The 15,240-nt window shown below is 65.1% G+C and carries 12 protein-coding genes; 7 read left to right on the top strand and 5 right to left on the bottom strand.

The features are described from left to right. Positions 1 to 2 precede the first annotated feature (2 nt). Positions 3 to 2,672 carry a phosphoenolpyruvate carboxylase gene (gene ppc, locus ACSBM8_RS01335; protein WP_442679881.1) on the bottom strand — a complete coding sequence of 890 codons (2,670 nt, stop codon included), beginning with the start codon at positions 2,670 to 2,672 and terminating at the stop codon, positions 3 to 5. Positions 2,673 to 2,780: 108 nt separating this feature from the next. Here ppc and ACSBM8_RS01330 point away from each other — a divergent pair, with 108 nt between their 5' ends. Beyond that, a complete protein-coding gene (locus ACSBM8_RS01330; protein ID WP_442679880.1) occupies positions 2,781 to 3,224 on the top strand; it encodes a type II 3-dehydroquinate dehydratase in 444 nt (147 codons plus the stop codon). A 114-nt stretch (positions 3,225 to 3,338) separates the two neighbouring features. Here the strand turns inward: ACSBM8_RS01330 and ACSBM8_RS01325 are convergent, their stop codons facing one another. Next, the gene (locus ACSBM8_RS01325; RefSeq protein WP_442679879.1) at positions 3,339 to 6,323 is read right to left on the bottom strand and encodes a TonB-dependent receptor plug domain-containing protein; all 2,985 of its coding nucleotides are present in this window, start codon (positions 6,321 to 6,323) and stop codon (positions 3,339 to 3,341) included. 283 nt (positions 6,324 to 6,606) lie between these two features. On the opposite strand from ACSBM8_RS01325, the gene ACSBM8_RS01320 reads away from it, so the two are divergent. Next, positions 6,607 to 7,164 (top strand): gluconokinase, encoded by a 558-nt coding sequence (locus ACSBM8_RS01320; protein ID WP_442679878.1) that lies wholly within the window; start codon positions 6,607 to 6,609, stop codon positions 7,162 to 7,164. Positions 7,165 to 7,550: 386 nt separating this feature from the next. Here the strand turns inward: ACSBM8_RS01320 and ACSBM8_RS01315 are convergent, their stop codons facing one another. Continuing rightward, positions 7,551 to 7,991, bottom strand: a complete 441-nt coding sequence (locus ACSBM8_RS01315) for a hypothetical protein (RefSeq protein WP_442679877.1) — start codon at positions 7,989 to 7,991, stop codon at positions 7,551 to 7,553. A 28-nt stretch (positions 7,992 to 8,019) separates the two neighbouring features. Next, positions 8,020 to 8,703, bottom strand: coding sequence for a FadR/GntR family transcriptional regulator (locus ACSBM8_RS01310; protein ID WP_442679876.1), 684 nt, complete (start codon positions 8,701 to 8,703; stop codon positions 8,020 to 8,022). A gap of 347 nt (positions 8,704 to 9,050) precedes the next feature. Between ACSBM8_RS01310 and ACSBM8_RS01305 the strand changes: the two genes are divergently transcribed. Further along, complete coding sequence (locus ACSBM8_RS01305) at positions 9,051 to 9,314, top strand: helix-turn-helix domain-containing protein (RefSeq protein WP_442679875.1); 264 nt, start codon at positions 9,051 to 9,053, stop codon at positions 9,312 to 9,314. Between the two features lie 41 nt (positions 9,315 to 9,355). Here the strand turns inward: ACSBM8_RS01305 and ACSBM8_RS01300 are convergent, their stop codons facing one another. Further along, the gene (locus ACSBM8_RS01300) at positions 9,356 to 12,394 is read right to left on the bottom strand and encodes a glycosyl hydrolase family 28-related protein (protein ID WP_442679874.1); all 3,039 of its coding nucleotides are present in this window, start codon (positions 12,392 to 12,394) and stop codon (positions 9,356 to 9,358) included. Positions 12,395 to 12,495: 101 nt separating this feature from the next. Between ACSBM8_RS01300 and ACSBM8_RS01295 the strand changes: the two genes are divergently transcribed. From ACSBM8_RS01295 to ACSBM8_RS01280, 4 genes are read left to right on the top strand one after another with little or no spacing between them, the layout of a single operon-like run. Next, complete coding sequence (locus tag ACSBM8_RS01295) at positions 12,496 to 13,356, top strand: alpha/beta hydrolase (protein ID WP_442679873.1); 861 nt, start codon at positions 12,496 to 12,498, stop codon at positions 13,354 to 13,356. 48 nt (positions 13,357 to 13,404) lie between these two features. Then, complete coding sequence (locus ACSBM8_RS01290) at positions 13,405 to 14,391, top strand: Mrp/NBP35 family ATP-binding protein (protein WP_442679872.1); 987 nt, start codon at positions 13,405 to 13,407, stop codon at positions 14,389 to 14,391. Between the two features lie 4 nt (positions 14,392 to 14,395). Beyond that, positions 14,396 to 14,830: a CoA-binding protein gene (locus tag ACSBM8_RS01285; protein ID WP_442679871.1), complete on the top strand. Its 435-nt coding sequence runs from the start codon at positions 14,396 to 14,398 to the stop codon at positions 14,828 to 14,830. Between the two features lie 32 nt (positions 14,831 to 14,862). Then, on the top strand, positions 14,863 to 15,195 hold the full coding sequence (locus ACSBM8_RS01280; protein ID WP_442679870.1) for a GFA family protein: 333 nt from the start codon (positions 14,863 to 14,865) through the stop codon (positions 15,193 to 15,195). The last annotated feature ends 45 nt before the right edge of the window (positions 15,196 to 15,240 follow it).

The following is a 15,240-nucleotide window of genomic DNA, read 5'->3' as shown; positions in this document are numbered from 1 at the left end:
GATCAGCCGCTGTTGCGCAGGCCCGTCGCGATCGCGTTGATCGACAGCTGAATGCCCTCGCGCACGCGATCGTCCTGCTCGCCCCCGCGCCAGCGCCGGATCAGTTCGATCTGCAGGAGGTTCAGCGGCTCGATATAGGGCAGGCGCAAGCGCACCGATGCGTCCAGATGCGGCGTGCGTTGCAGCAGCCGCGACTGGCTCGATACGGCCAGCAACCCCTCGCAGGTCTGGTCCCAGCCCGCGCGGATGCGATCGAAGATCGCCGTCCCCGCCGCCTGATCCTCGACCAGGCTCAGATAGCGGCTGGCCAGCCCCATGTCGGATTTGGCCAGCACCATCTCCAGATTGGCGAGCGTGGCCTGGAAGAAGGGCCAGCCCTGCGCCATTTCCTTCAGCAGTCCCTTGTCGGCAAAGGCATCCAGCGCCTGGCCGACGCCATACCAGCCCGGCAGCATCACGCGCGACTGAGCCCAGCTGAACACCCAGGGGATGGCGCGCAGATCCTCGATCCGGTCGGACTTGGTCCGGCTGGCCGGGCGCGACCCGATCTTGAGCGTCGCGATTTCGGCGATCGGCGTGAACTGGCGGAAGAAGGTGCGGAAGCCGTCCGTATCGTAGACCAGCGCCCGATAATTGCGGAACGCGGTGGCGGACAATTCCGACATGGCGTCGGCAAAGCGGGCGGCATCCGCCTCTGCAATTTCGCTCTGCTCCAGGCTGGCGAGCAGGGTCGCGGCGGTCATCGCCTCCAGGTTGATCTGGGCGGCATCGCGCGTCCCATATTTGGCGGCGATCACTTCCCCCTGTTCGGTGATGCGGATGCGGCCATGGACGGTGCCCGCCGGCTGCGCACGAATGGCGGCGAACGCCGATCCGCCGCCACGGCCGACCGCGCCGCCGCGCCCATGGAACAATTGCATTGCCGCGCCGGCCGTATCGAATACCGGCTTCAGCGCGCGGCTGGCCTGGTGCAACGACCAGACCGACGTCAGATAGCCGCCATCCTTGTTGCTGTCGGAATAGCCGACCATCACTTCCTGATAGCCGCGCGCGACCGTCAGCGCGGCAATCTCCGGCAGCGCGAAATAGTCGCGCATCACCTGCGGACCGCGTTCCAGATCCTCGATCGTTTCGAACAAGGGCACGACCATCACGTCGCAGCCGGCGTCCGCGCCCGGCCGGTACAGGCCGGCCTCCTTGAGCAGGATCATCACTTCCAGCAGGTCGGACACGGTCGCCGCCTTGGAGATGATGTAGCAGGTGATCGCCGGGCAGCCGAACCGGCGATGCGCCTCGGCCGCCGCATGCACGATCGCCAGTTCGGAGCGCGTCTCATCGCTATAGTCGGCAAAGGCGCTGGCAAGCGGCCGCATCGTCGCCAGTTCGGCGCGCAGCAGCGCCACCCGGCCCGCTTCGTCGCGGGCCAGATAGTCCGCCTCGACACCGGCGACCTTAAGCAGTTCCGCGACGACGCGCTCATGCACGTCGGCATTCTGGCGCAGGTCGAGCGTCGCCAGGTGGAAACCGAACGTCTCGACCGCGCGGATCAGCCGCCCGAGGGCACCGCCGGTGGACAAGGCGCCGCCGCCGCCCTGTGCCAGCGCGCGCGCCAGCACGCGCAGGTCCGCCCGCAATTCGGCCGCATCGGCATAGGGCTCGGCCGTAACGCTCGCCGGGCGCGGCGGCGGACGGTGCGCGACACCCTGATAGGTCGCAGCAACGCGGGCATAGATGCCGGTGATGGCACGGCGATAGGGCTCGTCGGATCGCGCCGGGCTGTCGTCATGGCCGATCGCGGCGAGGGCCTCGACCTCCGGCGTCGTCGCCATCAGCTCGGTCGAGATCGACAATTCGCCGCCGATCGCGTGGAGCAGGGTCAGATAATGGCCCAGCACGGTCTCGGCATTGCGGCGCGTCGCCAGTTCCAGCGATGCGGCGGTGACGTTGGGATTGCCGTCACGATCCCCGCCGATCCACGATCCGGCGCGCAGGAAGCTTTTTGGGCGCTTGCCCAGCACCCGTTCCCACCGCGCGTACAAAGCGGGCATGACCGGCAGGAAGATGTCGCGCAGATAGGACAGGGCCGTCTCGACCTCGTCCGCGACATAGAGCCGCTCGCGCCGCAATGGCCGCGTCTGCCACAGCAAGGCGATCTGGCGGTAGATCGCCTGATCGATCAGATCGCCTTCGGCCGTCTCCTCCTGGCCCTGATCGCGCAGGTGCATCAGTTCGGCGATGCGGTTGCGGTGATCGATCATGCTCTTGCGCCGCACCTCGGTCGGGTGCGCCGTCAGCACGGGTACGATCAGGCCCTTGTCGAGCATGGCCGCGATGGTCGCGTCCTCCACCCCCTGCCCGCGCAATTTCTCGACCGCCGCCGCCAGGTCCGCGCCCGGCTCGGCCGTCACACCCTGCCGATCCTCGGCCAGGTTCGCCAGCATCGAGAACAGCATGAAGCCGCGCGTGAAGGCCAGCATCTCTTCCAGGCTGAGTGCGTCCAGCCCCGGATCGACGTCACCGCCGACGCCGCGGGCGCGATCGACCGAGGTGGAGCGAATATATTCGATCCGCCGGTACAGCGCCTCCCCTCCATAGGCGCGGATCACATCGCCGAGCAGGCGACCGAGGAAACGGATATCGGGGTCTTGCGCGACCGGCGGGACAGGGCTCATCGCGCTCTGTGCTGCACCGCAACGTCGGGAGCGTCAACCTCCTACGCGACGCATGCACCTTGCTTGGATGGGGCAAAGCCCGCAAGTAAATGTCGAAAAGGAGATATCATGGCCAAGCCTGTGCTGTTCGTGCTGAACGGACCCAATCTGGAATTTCTGGGCGAGCGCGAACCGGAGGTCTACGGCACCACCACGCTGGCGGATATCGAAACCATGTGCCGCGCCGAGGCGGACGCCGCCGGTTTCGACCTGCGCTTCCACCAGACCAACGCTGAGCATGAGATGATCGGCTGGATCCACGAAGCGCGCAAGGGCGCGGCCGGCATCGTCATCAACCCGGCCGCCTTCAGCTATGCCGGCTATCCCATCCTGGATGCGTTGAAGATGTGCGATTGCCCAATCGTGGAGGTCCATATCTCCAACATTCATCGCCGCGAGGAAGCCTGGCGCGCCAACTCGCTGATGTCCGCCGCGGTCACCGGGTTGATCACCGGCCTTGGCCCGCAGGGTTATGTCCTGGCCGTCCGCTATCTGGCCGAACGGAAACGCTGACAAAAAGAATGCCCCCCGGCAAGGCCGGGAGGCAAGGGAGAGTCCCGAGAGGGGGACGGGGAGGATCGAGAGGTGGCTTCGCCTGAGCGAAGCCACCGTCCGATAGGGGACGCTTCAGAGGCTGAAGCGGAGGCCGACGCGGTAGGTGCGCCCGAGAATGTCGTAGAGCGACGGGCTCGGGAAGCCGGGCACCAGCGGCGGCGACTGGTTGAACAGATTGTCGACCTTAAAGTAGGCGGTAACCTGTGGCAGGATATTATAGCTGCCGCCGATATCGATGTAGAACGAACCCTTGATCCGGTTGTTGTTGATCGTCGGGTTGTTGACGGTCGAGACCGGGCAGCTCGTCTGGCATTCGATATAATTGTTGTTGTACTTGCCGTCGGAGATCCAGCGCTCCTGGACCAGGAAAGACCATTTGTCGGTCTCGTAGGTCTGGATGCCCAGCACCTTCCAATTGGGCGTGCTGCCCGTGTTGATGCCGGCCGTGTCGTTCGGGATCGTGCCCGGCAGGCCGGTATCGGTCACATATTTGATGATATGCGTGGCCAGACCGCGCACCGTCAGCGTGCCACCCAAGCCCAGCGGGCGCGCCCAGCGGTAGCTGGCTTCGATGTCGTAGCCGGTAGTCTTGATCTCCGCGAAGTTGAACGGCTGCACGTTGATGAAGTTCGGGCCGTTCGGATTGTTCAGGTTGAACGAGTCGCAGGTCGGGAGAACCTGGCGGAAGCAATAGTTGACGATGTCGTTCACACCCAGGGTGTTGATCACGTCCTTGATCTTGATCTTGTAGTAATCGAACGACACGCTCAGGCCCGGCAGCCATTTCGGATTGGCCAGCACTGCACCGAACGACGTGTTCCGGGCGATTTCCGGCGTCAGGTTCGGGTTGCCGATCGTGTTCTGGATCGCCAGCACGTTCACGTTGCGGAACGGATCCAGGAAGTTGGGCTGCGTCGTCGTAACCGGTGCGGCGAACAATTCCGACAGATTGGGCGCACGCACGTCACGCGAGGTCACCGCACGCAGGCGGAACCCGTCGATCGGCGTATCCCAGGTGCCGCCGACCTTCCACGTCCAGACCGTGCCGGACGTGCTGTAGTCGGTGACGCGGGCCGCCGCGTTCAGATTGGCGCGGCCAATGCCGTCCGGCGCGTTAAACAGCGGAAGATCGGCCTCGAAGAAGGCTTCCTTCACGTTATATTTGCCGCGGCCATTCTTGTAATTGCCGGCGAACCAGTTGTTGCCGGTGGTCAACAGGACCGGATCCGCGGGATAGTCGGCGCTATAGGGCGTGCCGGGGATGCCCGCCTGCTCATTGATGCCGTTGCCATACGGATCGGCGGTCACGCGATATTGTTCGCGCCGCCACTCGCCGCCGAACGCGATCGAGAGCGGACCGGCCCACAGATCGACCGGCGAGCCGGAGAAGTTGAGGCTGACCACGTCCTGCCGCTGACGGCTGTGCTGGTACGGGCCATTTTCCGGCTGAACATAGGCAAGGGCCGCGGCCGATGGCGGCGTGGCGCCGAAGACGTTGATCGGCTGGCACCCATTGGCCCGCGCCACCGGATCGGCGCAGACGATGACGCCGTTGATGCGAGTCGCATTGATCGCCTGATCGAAGCGGCGGTTGAGCATGATGTGGCTGACGTCGACGACCGTCTTGTTCAAGCCATATTGATAATAAGCATCATAGGACCAGTCGGTCCCAAGGACGTCGAACTTACCCTTGGCGCCCAGCACGTAGCGATACTGACGCCGATCGGTGTCGACGCGCGTGCTCGGCAGGATCGCGTTGCTCGTGCCGAAGCCGAAGGACGTGATCCCGGCCGCGGTACATTGCGCCTGGATGGACGCCGGCACGAAGGCGTTCGCGCACTGGATCGTCAGGCCGGGACGCGCCATGCCGTTGATCGGCTGGTTGTGCGTCTTCACCTGTGCGACGTTGACGGTCACATAGACTTCGTTGTTCGTGGCGAAATCATAGCCGATGCGGCTATAGGCGTCCCACCGCTTCAGCGCGGACTGCAAGGTACGGCCCGCATCGACGTTGCCCGACGTATCGCCGCCCAGGCAGAAGCCCGGATAGCAGCCATTCACGTTGCCGGCCGCATTGCGGGCGGGGGTGCCATTGCTGCCATATTGGAACGGTACGGGGTTGCCGGCCGGATCGAAGGCGATGCCCTGGAGCGGGCCGCTGGTGATCAGGCCATATTTGCCCTGATTGTAAGGCTGCGCATAATCGCCGACGATATATTGCGGCGAGCCGTCGTTCAGGACGTTGCGGTTGATGACGGTGCGACCCGTGAACCAGTCACGGCCCTTGGCCAGACCGAAGCCGTAATCGCCGGGGCCGACGCCGCCTTCCCGATCATATTCGCCGCTGACGACGATGTGCAGACGATTGTCGAGCAGCGCCGTACCATAAGCCGCCTGCGCGAGCGCCGTCTTGTTGTCCCCATATTTGGTGATGGCGCCCTGGACGTTGCCCTTGAAGCCTTCGAAGCGCGTGTCGGTGATGAAGTTGACCACGCCGCCGACGGCATCCGAACCGTAAGACGACGAAGCACCGCCGTTGACGACGTCGACGCGCTTGATCAGCAACTGCGGGAACAGGCTGACGTCCGGCACGCCGGTGACGTTGGCGGGGACGACGCGCTGGTTGTCGATCAGGGTCAGCGTGCGGATGGTGCCCAGGCCACGCAGCGAGAAGGAGCTGAGGCCCTGCTGGCCGCTCGACGTGCTGAACGTGTTGGTGGTGCTTCCGCTCGAGCCCTGCAGCGACGGCAGCTGCGCGATGGTTGCGAAGACGTTCGGCTGCGCGTTCAGCTGCAGCTGCTCGGCCCCGATGACCGAGGTCGGCGTCGGCGCCTGGAAACCGCTGCTCGTGATGCGCGAGCCGGTGACGATCACGTCGCCCGCATCCTGCTCGACGCTCGTCGGCGCCGCGGATGGCGCCTGCACGGTCGGCGTTGCGTCCACGGCGGGCGCGGCGTCCTGCGCAAAGGCAGGTGCGGACATCGAACATGCGACGATCGCGCCAAGGCTGGCCGCCCACATCAGGCGACGATCGCGCCGAAGAATCTTGTCCGACATTACCCCTCCCGTTTGATGCGCGCCGTCCCCGTGCCCCGACGATGCTGCAGCCGTATCTCGATACCCCATGCGTAATCCCCTGTTTTCTTGTTTCATTTTCTACGATCCACCGCGCTCGTGCGCGCTGGAACCGTTTCCCAAGATAAGACCGTTTACCGAGACAAGTCGGACTAAACGACCTCGACTATGGTCGTAATAGGCAGTCCGGCGGCGGTGGCGGATATGACGGCGGCTGCGGAGCCTGGTTCGGACTTCGGCACAGACGCGCTGGAGAAGGATGGGGATGCGGCGGCATAGCGAGCGATTACCTGCCCCGGCGATCATCATCATGGGCGTCAGCGGCAGCGGCAAATCCACGCTGGCGGCGCTGCTGGCGGAGCGGTTCGCCTGCCCCTTCCTGGAAGGCGACACCTTCCATTCCGAAGCGAATGTCGCAAAGATGCGGCGCGGCGAGCCGCTGACCGATGACGATCGCTGGCCGTGGCTGGACCAGCTGGGTGTCGCGATCGGCGCCGCGGCCCTGGCCGAGGGGCGCGCGGTGGCCGCCTGTTCGGCGCTGAAGCGGGTCTATCGCGATCGGCTATGCACCGCCATCGGCCTGCCGACCCGCTTCATCCTGCTCGAGGCAAGCCGTGAGGAACTTAGCCGTCGCCTCAACACGCGCACCGGCCATTACATGCCGGCGAGCCTGCTCGACAGCCAGCTCGCCTTGCTGGAAGCTCCGGCCGCGGACGAACCCGCACTGACGCTGGAGGGGAATCTCCCTCCCGCCGAAATGCTCGATCAGGCGATCGCCTGGCTCGACGCCGATCAGCCCATGGCCGCGCGCCGCCTGGCATAATCCGTAACCGGCGGTGCCACTCGCATCGCCCGCCATGGACCCCAGCCTGCGCTGGGGTGACGGTATAGCGGTGGGAGGTTGGGGCGCGTTCTGTCACTGGTCGCGGCCTTGACCCACATCGTCATGCCAGCGCAGGCGGGCATCCACGGACCCATTCTCCTGCCGTTCCGCCAAGGGCAAGCATCGCCCGCCCGCCAAAGCCTGCCCGGCCTAGGGCATCAGTCGTTTGCGCCCCTGCGTCTAGTGCCAGCGCGTGGCGAGTTTCGTGTCTGCGGATCGATTCGACAAATCACTCTCGGTCCTGCGTTGAGGGATAGCGGAGCTCAGCCTTTCCCGTTGGCGTGATTGAGCCACAAGTGAAATGCATAACGGTCAATCATCGCGCGTTACTGACCCGCATCATGTTGCGTTTCGACAAATACCTCGCCCTGCGGGCGGCATTGTAACGTCTGGAACACATCTTTCGCGTTACCCAAGGCTTTGTGTTCACGATCAGCTTGAATTAGCCGCGACTGCAAAACTCTACAGTAGCGGTCAAGCTGCGAGCTGGCCTCCTGCGCATAGACAAGGGCAAAAGCCGCAGCACACCCCCCCGCGAAGAGGAAACACCATGCGAGCTTTTCGGCGACCGGCTTAACGCCCGACACCACACGTGCATTGTAAAGACCGAGCAAGCCCATGCCCGCCAACAGGCCCGCGATGGCCAAGGCTACCGGATTGGCAAATTTCAGAAGCGGCGAAACGAGGAACGCTGCCAACGCGCCTCCTATGGCTACACCGCCGAATTCCCTTTTAAACTTTCCCTCGCGTGTGTTGTGGTCGGCCACTCGATATTTCCCTCACCAACGGTAAGTCCTAAGGCATCAGCCGTTTGCGGCCCTGCGTCAGGTGCCAGCGCATCGCCAGCGCCGCGCCGTCGGCATCGCCCGCGCGGATCGCTTCGACGATGATCTCATGTTCGCGCATCATCGTCTGGATCGCCTCCGGCGGGCGCGAGCGCGAGATATCGACGCCGGCGCGCAAGATCTGGTCCACCTCGTCATGCAGCAGGTCGAACGACGCCAGGAAGGCGGGATTGGCGGTCGCCTTCACGATCGCGCGATGCAGCGCCCAATCCTCATCATGCGCCGGATCGGAGGATAACAGGCTGGTCCGCAGATCCGCCAGCGCGCGGTTGATCTCCGCCATCTGCTCCGGCGAGCGGCGCATGGCGGCAAGGCGCGCCGCCTCCGCCTCCAGCACGAAGCGCACTTCATAGGTGCCGAGCGTGGCGGACAATTCCGACATACTCATATGCGCGCCCCAGCGCTCCGACGGTCGGCTCTTGACGTAGGAGCCCGCGCCGCGCCGCGCCTCGGTGATTCCGTCCGCGGCCAGGCGCACCAGCGCTTCGCGTACGATCGTGCGGGAAATACCGAACCGGTCCGCCAGTCGCGATTCGGACGGCAGCCGATCGCCCACCTGCAATTGATCGCGATTGATGATTTCGACGATGCCGGCATAGGCCCGTTCGGCCAGCGTGCCATCCTGTCCCATCATCCCCGCCATCATTCTAGTTGCCAAGGATCGCTGCCCTTTCGTATCCGTGCCGACCGGCGGATATACCATATCCTGGGCCCGGCGCCACGCCGCGCGCGCCTGTAGGAGCGGCGCAATTCGGGAAGGCTGTCCAACAGCTTTTATCGGAAATGGTGAGAAACAGCCGAGCGCCGGGATTGACGCGCGAATTAAGCACACTTACGGTTAAAACCTGTCCAACCGATTTCGGCAGCTCTGCATCCAGAGAATAGCCGAAACGGCTGCCAGTATATGGCCGCGCGAGGTGCCGGAGGCATGATCTCGTTCGGCGACAAGACTTCGATGTCTTGAACCGGTGAGGGGTTGCTATGGGTGTCATTTCAAAAATCGAGCCGGAATTCCGGCCTGCCGGATTTGCGGAGCTTACGCCGACGCAGATGAAGGTTTTGCAGGGCGTGCATTCCGGGCTGCTCAACAAGCAGATCGCCTATGATCTCGGCATCGCCGAGGCGACCGTGAAGGCGCACATGACCGCCCTGATGCGCAAACTGAACGTGCGCAACCGCACGCAGGTCGCCATCGCGGCGCAAGCGGCCATGTGGTCGCCGACACGCGAGACTGCCGCCGCCTGAGGCCCAGGGGTCCGCCCGGTCGTCTGGCGCCGGGCGGTCGATCAGATCCGCACCGAATACAGGGTGTGATGGGTCAGGATGAACAGCGTACGCTTGTCCTTGCCGCCGAACAGCAGCTGCAACGGCCGCTCGGGGACGTCGATCTTGCCGACTTCCTGGCCGTTCGCGTCATAGATGAAGATCTGCCCGTTCGCGACATAGACGCGGCCGTCCGGCCCGCTCGCCACGCTCTCGCCACCGCGATTGGTGAAGGGCCGCAGGTCTGACAAAGCGCCATCGGCGGACACGACACCGCTATAGGTCTTGCCCTCGGTCGCATTGCTGACGAACACGCGCTCGCCCGGCTTGGCCGTCACGAACCCATAGGTGTCGAGCGTGTCGGAGAACCGCCATCCCAGGAAATTGGCAGGCCCCTGCTGATAGACGCGGAAGGCGGGCAGGACGACGCTGCCGTCGGGCGAGACATATTCGTTGGCCTTGGCCTGGCCGGCATCGCGCGCGAAAATCTCGCCGAGCGTCGTGAAGCGATAGGTCCGCACGTCCAGCTGGTCGCGGAACTCGCCATTGTTCCAGAAATTGGCCGGCACCGCGACGCGGGCGTCACGCCGCTGTTTCACCGGCGTCGGCGCGATCAGCGTGATATCGTCGCCCGGCGCCTTGGGATCGAAGCTGTAGACCGTCGCCTTCGGCCCGTCCGATGACAGCACCATCAGATTGCCCGAGCGATCGACCGTCAGGTTGACCGGATCCAGCGTCTGGTCGCGCACGATGGACAGGCCCTGGCCCTGCTCCCAGCCATAGATGGTCTGGAAGCGACGATCGATGAAATAGAGCTTGCCGTTCGCGTCCACCGCCGCGCCGGCGATGGAATAGAAACCATCTTCCAGCTTCTCGACCGCGGGCCCGGCCACAGCGGCCGGCGGCGGAGCGCCCGGCAGGTCGAGCACCGCGAATTCGCGTTCGCGCACGTCCAGCTTGCGCGTCGCGTCGCGCACCGAATTTTCATACGGGAATTTGCTGACCCGCAAATAGGTGCCGCAACCGCCATCGTCGCAGAAGCTGTAGCCGCTTTCGGCATTCACATGGACGTTGCGCAGGCGGATGTCGGCCGAATTGATCAGCCGGATCGCCGCCACCGCGGGCTTGATCGATCGGGTGACGCGATAGCCGTGGAAGTTGGCGAACAAGATGTCGCGCGAATTGCGGATATCCAGCGCGATCGTATCCTGGCTCTCGCCCACTTCCTCTTCGGTCTGCGGCGCCAGGAATTCCCAGTTGCGGACATTGTCGAGCACGATTTCCGAACGGACATGATGTTCGTTCGACAGTTCATAGACATAGCCCGGCGTGCTGGTGTCGGAGACCTTGAAGCCGGACTGGGCATAGGTGTTGGGCGACCACAGGCCACTGAACGTGCCGCCGCCGCCATCCGTCACCCAGAAGCTTGGATATTGCGCTTCCCACCGTTTCTGCGGATCGGCATCGGACGAATGATTGGCGTTGTACGGGTCGAAGCGCGTGCCGTCGGCCAGGCCGGTGCCGTGGCCACCCTGCGCCTTCACGTCCTGCACCAGCGAATCCACCCCCGCCTTCCACAACAAGGCGGTCGCGCGCGGATTGATCCCACCCGTCGCCAGGCCCAGGCCGGAGACGATCGCCGCGCCGCCCTTGGCGCTTTCGATCAGCGCCTTGGCCGATCCGACGCCGGCATAAGCGGGGGTGCGATCCGGCAGGACGATCTGGGTCAGATCGGGATGCAGCCCGATCAGGACGCTGTTGGGCCGCAGCTTGAGCGTGTCGGTGACGACGTAAAAACCGGCCGGGAAATAGACGACGTCATGTGTATCGATCGCGCGCTGGATCGCCCGCGTATCGTCGGTGATATTGTCGCCCTTGGCGCCGCCGGCCCGTACGCTGAACCAGGATGCCACCGGCGGCAGCAGCCGCACCGCACGCTTGGCCGGCTTGGGCAGCGCGCGCAGCGGCTTCATGTCCATGCTGGTTTCGTAATGGCCGGTCTGGCCAAGCCCCGGCACCACCAGGCCATAGGTAAAGCGGCTGAGCTGATAGACGCTGCCGGACCCGGCCACCGTCTTGCCGCTGTCGCGGAAGCGGGCGAAGACCGGCGTGTTGCGCGCGACCGCATTGTCGAACCCGATCTGGGTATAGACATTATTTTCGTTGCTGATGATGATGCCCGCTTTCGAGACATTCTCGAACCGGACATTCTTGCCCCAGAACCAGTCGCCATAGCCTTCGTCGATGTCGATCCCGACGGGCGTGTTGCGGATGGTGGTGTTGACCAGCGTCAGGCCGGCTTCGTGTTCCCGGATCGCCGCATCGCGCTGGCCATCGAAGGTGGAATCGATCAGCGTATATTGCCAGGCAGGCGAGGTCTTTTCGGCGAGGATGCCGTAGCGCCCGCCGTAGAAGTGCAGATCCTCGCCGACATTGCCGACCTGATAGATGCCCGCCAGGCCGGATCCGATGCGGAAATCCATATGGCTGAGATAGGCATGTTGCGCGGTGTGGAAACGAATGCCGACCGCGCCGGCATTGCCGTCACCAATCTCGAAGTCGACATTGCTCATCGCCGAATAGAAAGTGCCGGAATTGGCGTCGGCGATCTTGTCGTTGAACGGCACGCTGCCCAGCGGCGGCACCGGCACCTTGAACGGCTGCCCATTGGGCGTCGGCCGGCTGGGGTTGAAACCGCTGAAGATCACCATCGTCCCCAGCCCTTCGCCAAAGCCGGGCGTGTTGGCCCCCAGGACGATCACCGGGCGGGTTTTGCCGACCCCGAACAGGCGCACGCCCGGCCACATCGCCAGCGTCCGGCTGATGCGGTACCGGCCCGACGGCAGGAAGACGATGCCCTCCCCAATCTTGCTGGCGGCGGCGGCATCGATCGCCGCCTGGATCGCGGCACTATCGTCCGCCTGGCCGTCGCCGACGCCCTTCACCGTGATCGCGCTCGGCTCGGCCGGTGCGGTCAGCAGGACGGAGGGGCCGGCCGCCGCGGCAACCCCGGCAAGACCGGGCAACGCGGCCGATGCCAGCAACAGGGATAGGATACGCATGGTCAGGTCCTACGCCGTTGGTCCCCGGGCGAAACCCGCGACAAAGGTCGTAATGACGCCACGGGCCGGTGCCGCATAGTGACGGCGAAGGGAAAATGCCGATGCGCGCCCGTTTGACGATCCTGCTCTTCTTCCTGCTCGGCGCCGCCTCCGCCGATGCGGCCGATCCGCAATCGCTGCCGATCTGGCCAAACGGTGCCCCCGGCGCACAGGCCCATGCCGACAATCCCGAAATCGTCGAAAACACCTATGTCCGCAGCGTCCATAGCCCGAACCTGACCGTCTTTCCGGCCGATCCGGTCCACGCCAATGGCGCGGCGGTCGTGGTCGCACCTGGCGGCGGGCATCGCATGCTCGTCTTCGTCAACGAAGGCATGGTGCCGGCGCGCACGCTCAACCGCTTCGGGCTGACCGTATTCGTGCTCAAATATCGCCTCGCCCGCGAGGCCGGATCGACCTACTCGATCGAGGGGGATGCCGCCGCCGATGCGCGCCGGGCGATCCGCTGGGTGCGCGCCCACGCCGCCGATTACGGCCTCGATCCGCACCGGATCGGCATGATGGGCTTTTCGGCCGGCGGGGAACTTGTCTCGCTCACCGCCGACAATCCGGAACCCGCACGCAGCTGGCCCCTGGACGCGATCGACCGCCAGAGCGCCCGGCCCGATTTCCAGATCCTGGTCTATCCCGGGCCGCTCGGGATACCCGCGCGTCAGGTGACGGGGGCGCCGCCCGCTTTCCTGGCGGCGGGCACGCTGGATCCCTGCTGCGTCGTTCCCGCGATGACACTCTACAACCAGCTGCGCGAGGCCAAGGTCTCGGCCGAGCTGCATCTGTTCGCCGATACCGATCATGGCTTCAACATGGCGATGCACAATGAACGCGTGTCGATCCAGCACTGGCCCGACCGCCTGTTCGATTGGCTCAGCGACAGCGGCTGGCTGCTGCCGCGCAAACGATAGACGCACGCCACCGCTTTCGTCCTCGCCGATCCCGGCCTAGGGCAGCGCATGGCTTCCCAAAATCCTCTCGCCGCCGCGCTGGAGCGCGTGATCGATCCCGCCTCCGGCCACGGCCTCATCTCCGCCCGCCGCGCCGCCGTGCCCCGCCAGAATGGCGGCACCGTGGATGCGGTGATCGACGTGAGCGGGCTCGATGCCGACGCGCGTGATGCGATCGAGCAGCGCGCCCGCGCCGAATTGCTCGCCCTTCCCGGCGTCCAGGCAGTCCGCGTCGCCCTGACCGCCGAACGCTCCGCCGGTGTCCGCCTGATCGCGGTCGCCAGCGGCAAGGGCGGGGTCGGCAAATCGACCGTCGCCGCCAATCTGGCGATCGCGCTGCTGCACAAGGGCGTGAAGGTCGGGCTGGTCGATGCGGACATTTACGGCCCGTCGCAGCCGCGCCTGCTCGACGCCGACGTGAAGCCCGACGCCTATGACGGCAAGCTGGTTCCGGTGCAGACCAAATCGGGCGTGCCGATGCTGTCGCTCGGCCAATTGGTCGCACCCGGCCAGGCGGTGGCATGGCGCGGGCCGATGGCGGGCAAGGCGCTGGATCAGCTGGTCGACGCCCATTGGGGCGCGGCCGAAATCCTGATCGTGGATATGCCGCCCGGCACCGGCGACGTGCAATTGTCGATGATCCAGAAGCATAAGCCGGCCGCGGCGGTGATCGTGTCGACCCCGCAGGATCTGGCGCTGATCGATGCCGAACGCGCGATCGATCTGTTCACCAAGGCGAGCGTGCCGATCATCGGCATCGTCGAGAATATGGCCGGCTATGCCTGCCCCAAATGCGGCGAGATTTCCGATCCGTTCGGCCAGGGCGGGGCGGAGGCGGAAGCCGCCCGGCTGGGCCTGCCCTTCATCGGCCGCATCCCGCTGTCGATCGATATCCGCAAGGCGTCGGATGCCGGCACGCCCGACGCGGCGCAATTTGGCGGTGTGGCGGATGCCGTGCTGCACTGGCTGAACCCATCGGCGGCTCCATCGTTCTAGCCTTATGCCCCTGACCCACGACGCCGATATCGCCCAGCTCCTGAAGGAGACACGCACGATCGCATTGATCGGCGCGTCCGATCGGCCCGATCGGCCGAGCTACCGCGTCATGCGCGTGCTGCAGGATTGGGGCTATCGCGTCCTGCCTGTGAACCCGCAGATCACGGGCGAGCGCGTCCATGGCGAATATGTTTGGCGGGAGCTTTCCCAGATCGGTGAGCCGATCGACATGGTCGATATCTTCCGCCGTCCTTTGGCCGCGGGCGAGGCGGTCGACGAAGCCATCGCCGCCGGCGCCAAATCGGTGTGGCTGCAGATCGGCGTGATCAACGAAGAGGCCGCCGCCCGCGCCGAAGCCGCCGGCCTGAAGGTCGTGATGGACCGCTGCCCCGCCATCGATCTGCCCCGCCTGGGCGTGCCCAAGATCGCGCCCGAATAGCACCCATCCCGAAATCGCGGTACAAGACCGCGATGAGCGTTCGGGGAAGCTGTCACTGCGGCAACGTGCAGATCACGCTGCCCCGCCAGCCGGATTGGGTGGCGGACTGCAATTGCTCGCTCTGCCGCCGCACCGCCTGGCGTGTCGCATATTATCCGCCGGACCAGGTCCGGATTTCCGGCGAGACCAAGGCCTATATCTGGGGCGATCGCCTGATCGGCATCCACCATTGCCCCACCTGCGGCTGCGGCACCCACTGGCAGACGCTGGGCGAGGATTTCGGCAAGATGGGCATCAACGCCCGCTTGCTCGACAGCTATGACGAAGCAACGATCGAAGTCCGCAAATTCGACAATGCGGACTGACCGGGCCAGCGCCGGTTTCCCGACCCTGCATCGCCTTTCAAGGAA

The sequence above is a fragment of the Sphingomonas sp. ASY06-1R genome (assembly GCF_052180265.1).
In the GTDB taxonomy this organism is placed as follows: Bacteria; Pseudomonadota; Alphaproteobacteria; order Sphingomonadales; family Sphingomonadaceae; genus Sphingomonas_I.
Note: the sequence above shows the minus strand (reverse complement) of the source record. Positions and strands in the feature narration are given on the sequence as shown.

Bases quoted from the DNA above. Each gene is read 5' to 3' on its own strand.
- ppc (WP_442679881.1), bottom strand. From the start codon at position 2,672: ATGAGCCCTGTCCCGCCGGTCGCGCAAGACCCCGATATCCGTTTCCTC.
- ACSBM8_RS01330 (WP_442679880.1), top strand. From the start codon at position 2,781: ATGGCCAAGCCTGTGCTGTTCGTGCTGAACGGACCCAATCTGGAATTT.
- ACSBM8_RS01325 (WP_442679879.1), bottom strand. From the start codon at position 6,323: ATGTCGGACAAGATTCTTCGGCGCGATCGTCGCCTGATGTGGGCGGCC.
- ACSBM8_RS01320 (WP_442679878.1), top strand. From the start codon at position 6,607: ATGCGGCGGCATAGCGAGCGATTACCTGCCCCGGCGATCATCATCATG.
- ACSBM8_RS01310 (WP_442679876.1), bottom strand. From the start codon at position 8,703: ATGATGGGACAGGATGGCACGCTGGCCGAACGGGCCTATGCCGGCATC.
- ACSBM8_RS01305 (WP_442679875.1), top strand. From the start codon at position 9,051: ATGGGTGTCATTTCAAAAATCGAGCCGGAATTCCGGCCTGCCGGATTT.
- ACSBM8_RS01300 (WP_442679874.1), bottom strand. From the start codon at position 12,394: ATGCGTATCCTATCCCTGTTGCTGGCATCGGCCGCGTTGCCCGGTCTT.
- ACSBM8_RS01295 (WP_442679873.1), top strand. From the start codon at position 12,496: ATGCGCGCCCGTTTGACGATCCTGCTCTTCTTCCTGCTCGGCGCCGCC.
- ACSBM8_RS01290 (WP_442679872.1), top strand. From the start codon at position 13,405: ATGGCTTCCCAAAATCCTCTCGCCGCCGCGCTGGAGCGCGTGATCGAT.
- ACSBM8_RS01285 (WP_442679871.1), top strand. From the start codon at position 14,396: ATGCCCCTGACCCACGACGCCGATATCGCCCAGCTCCTGAAGGAGACA.
- ACSBM8_RS01280 (WP_442679870.1), top strand. From the start codon at position 14,863: ATGAGCGTTCGGGGAAGCTGTCACTGCGGCAACGTGCAGATCACGCTG.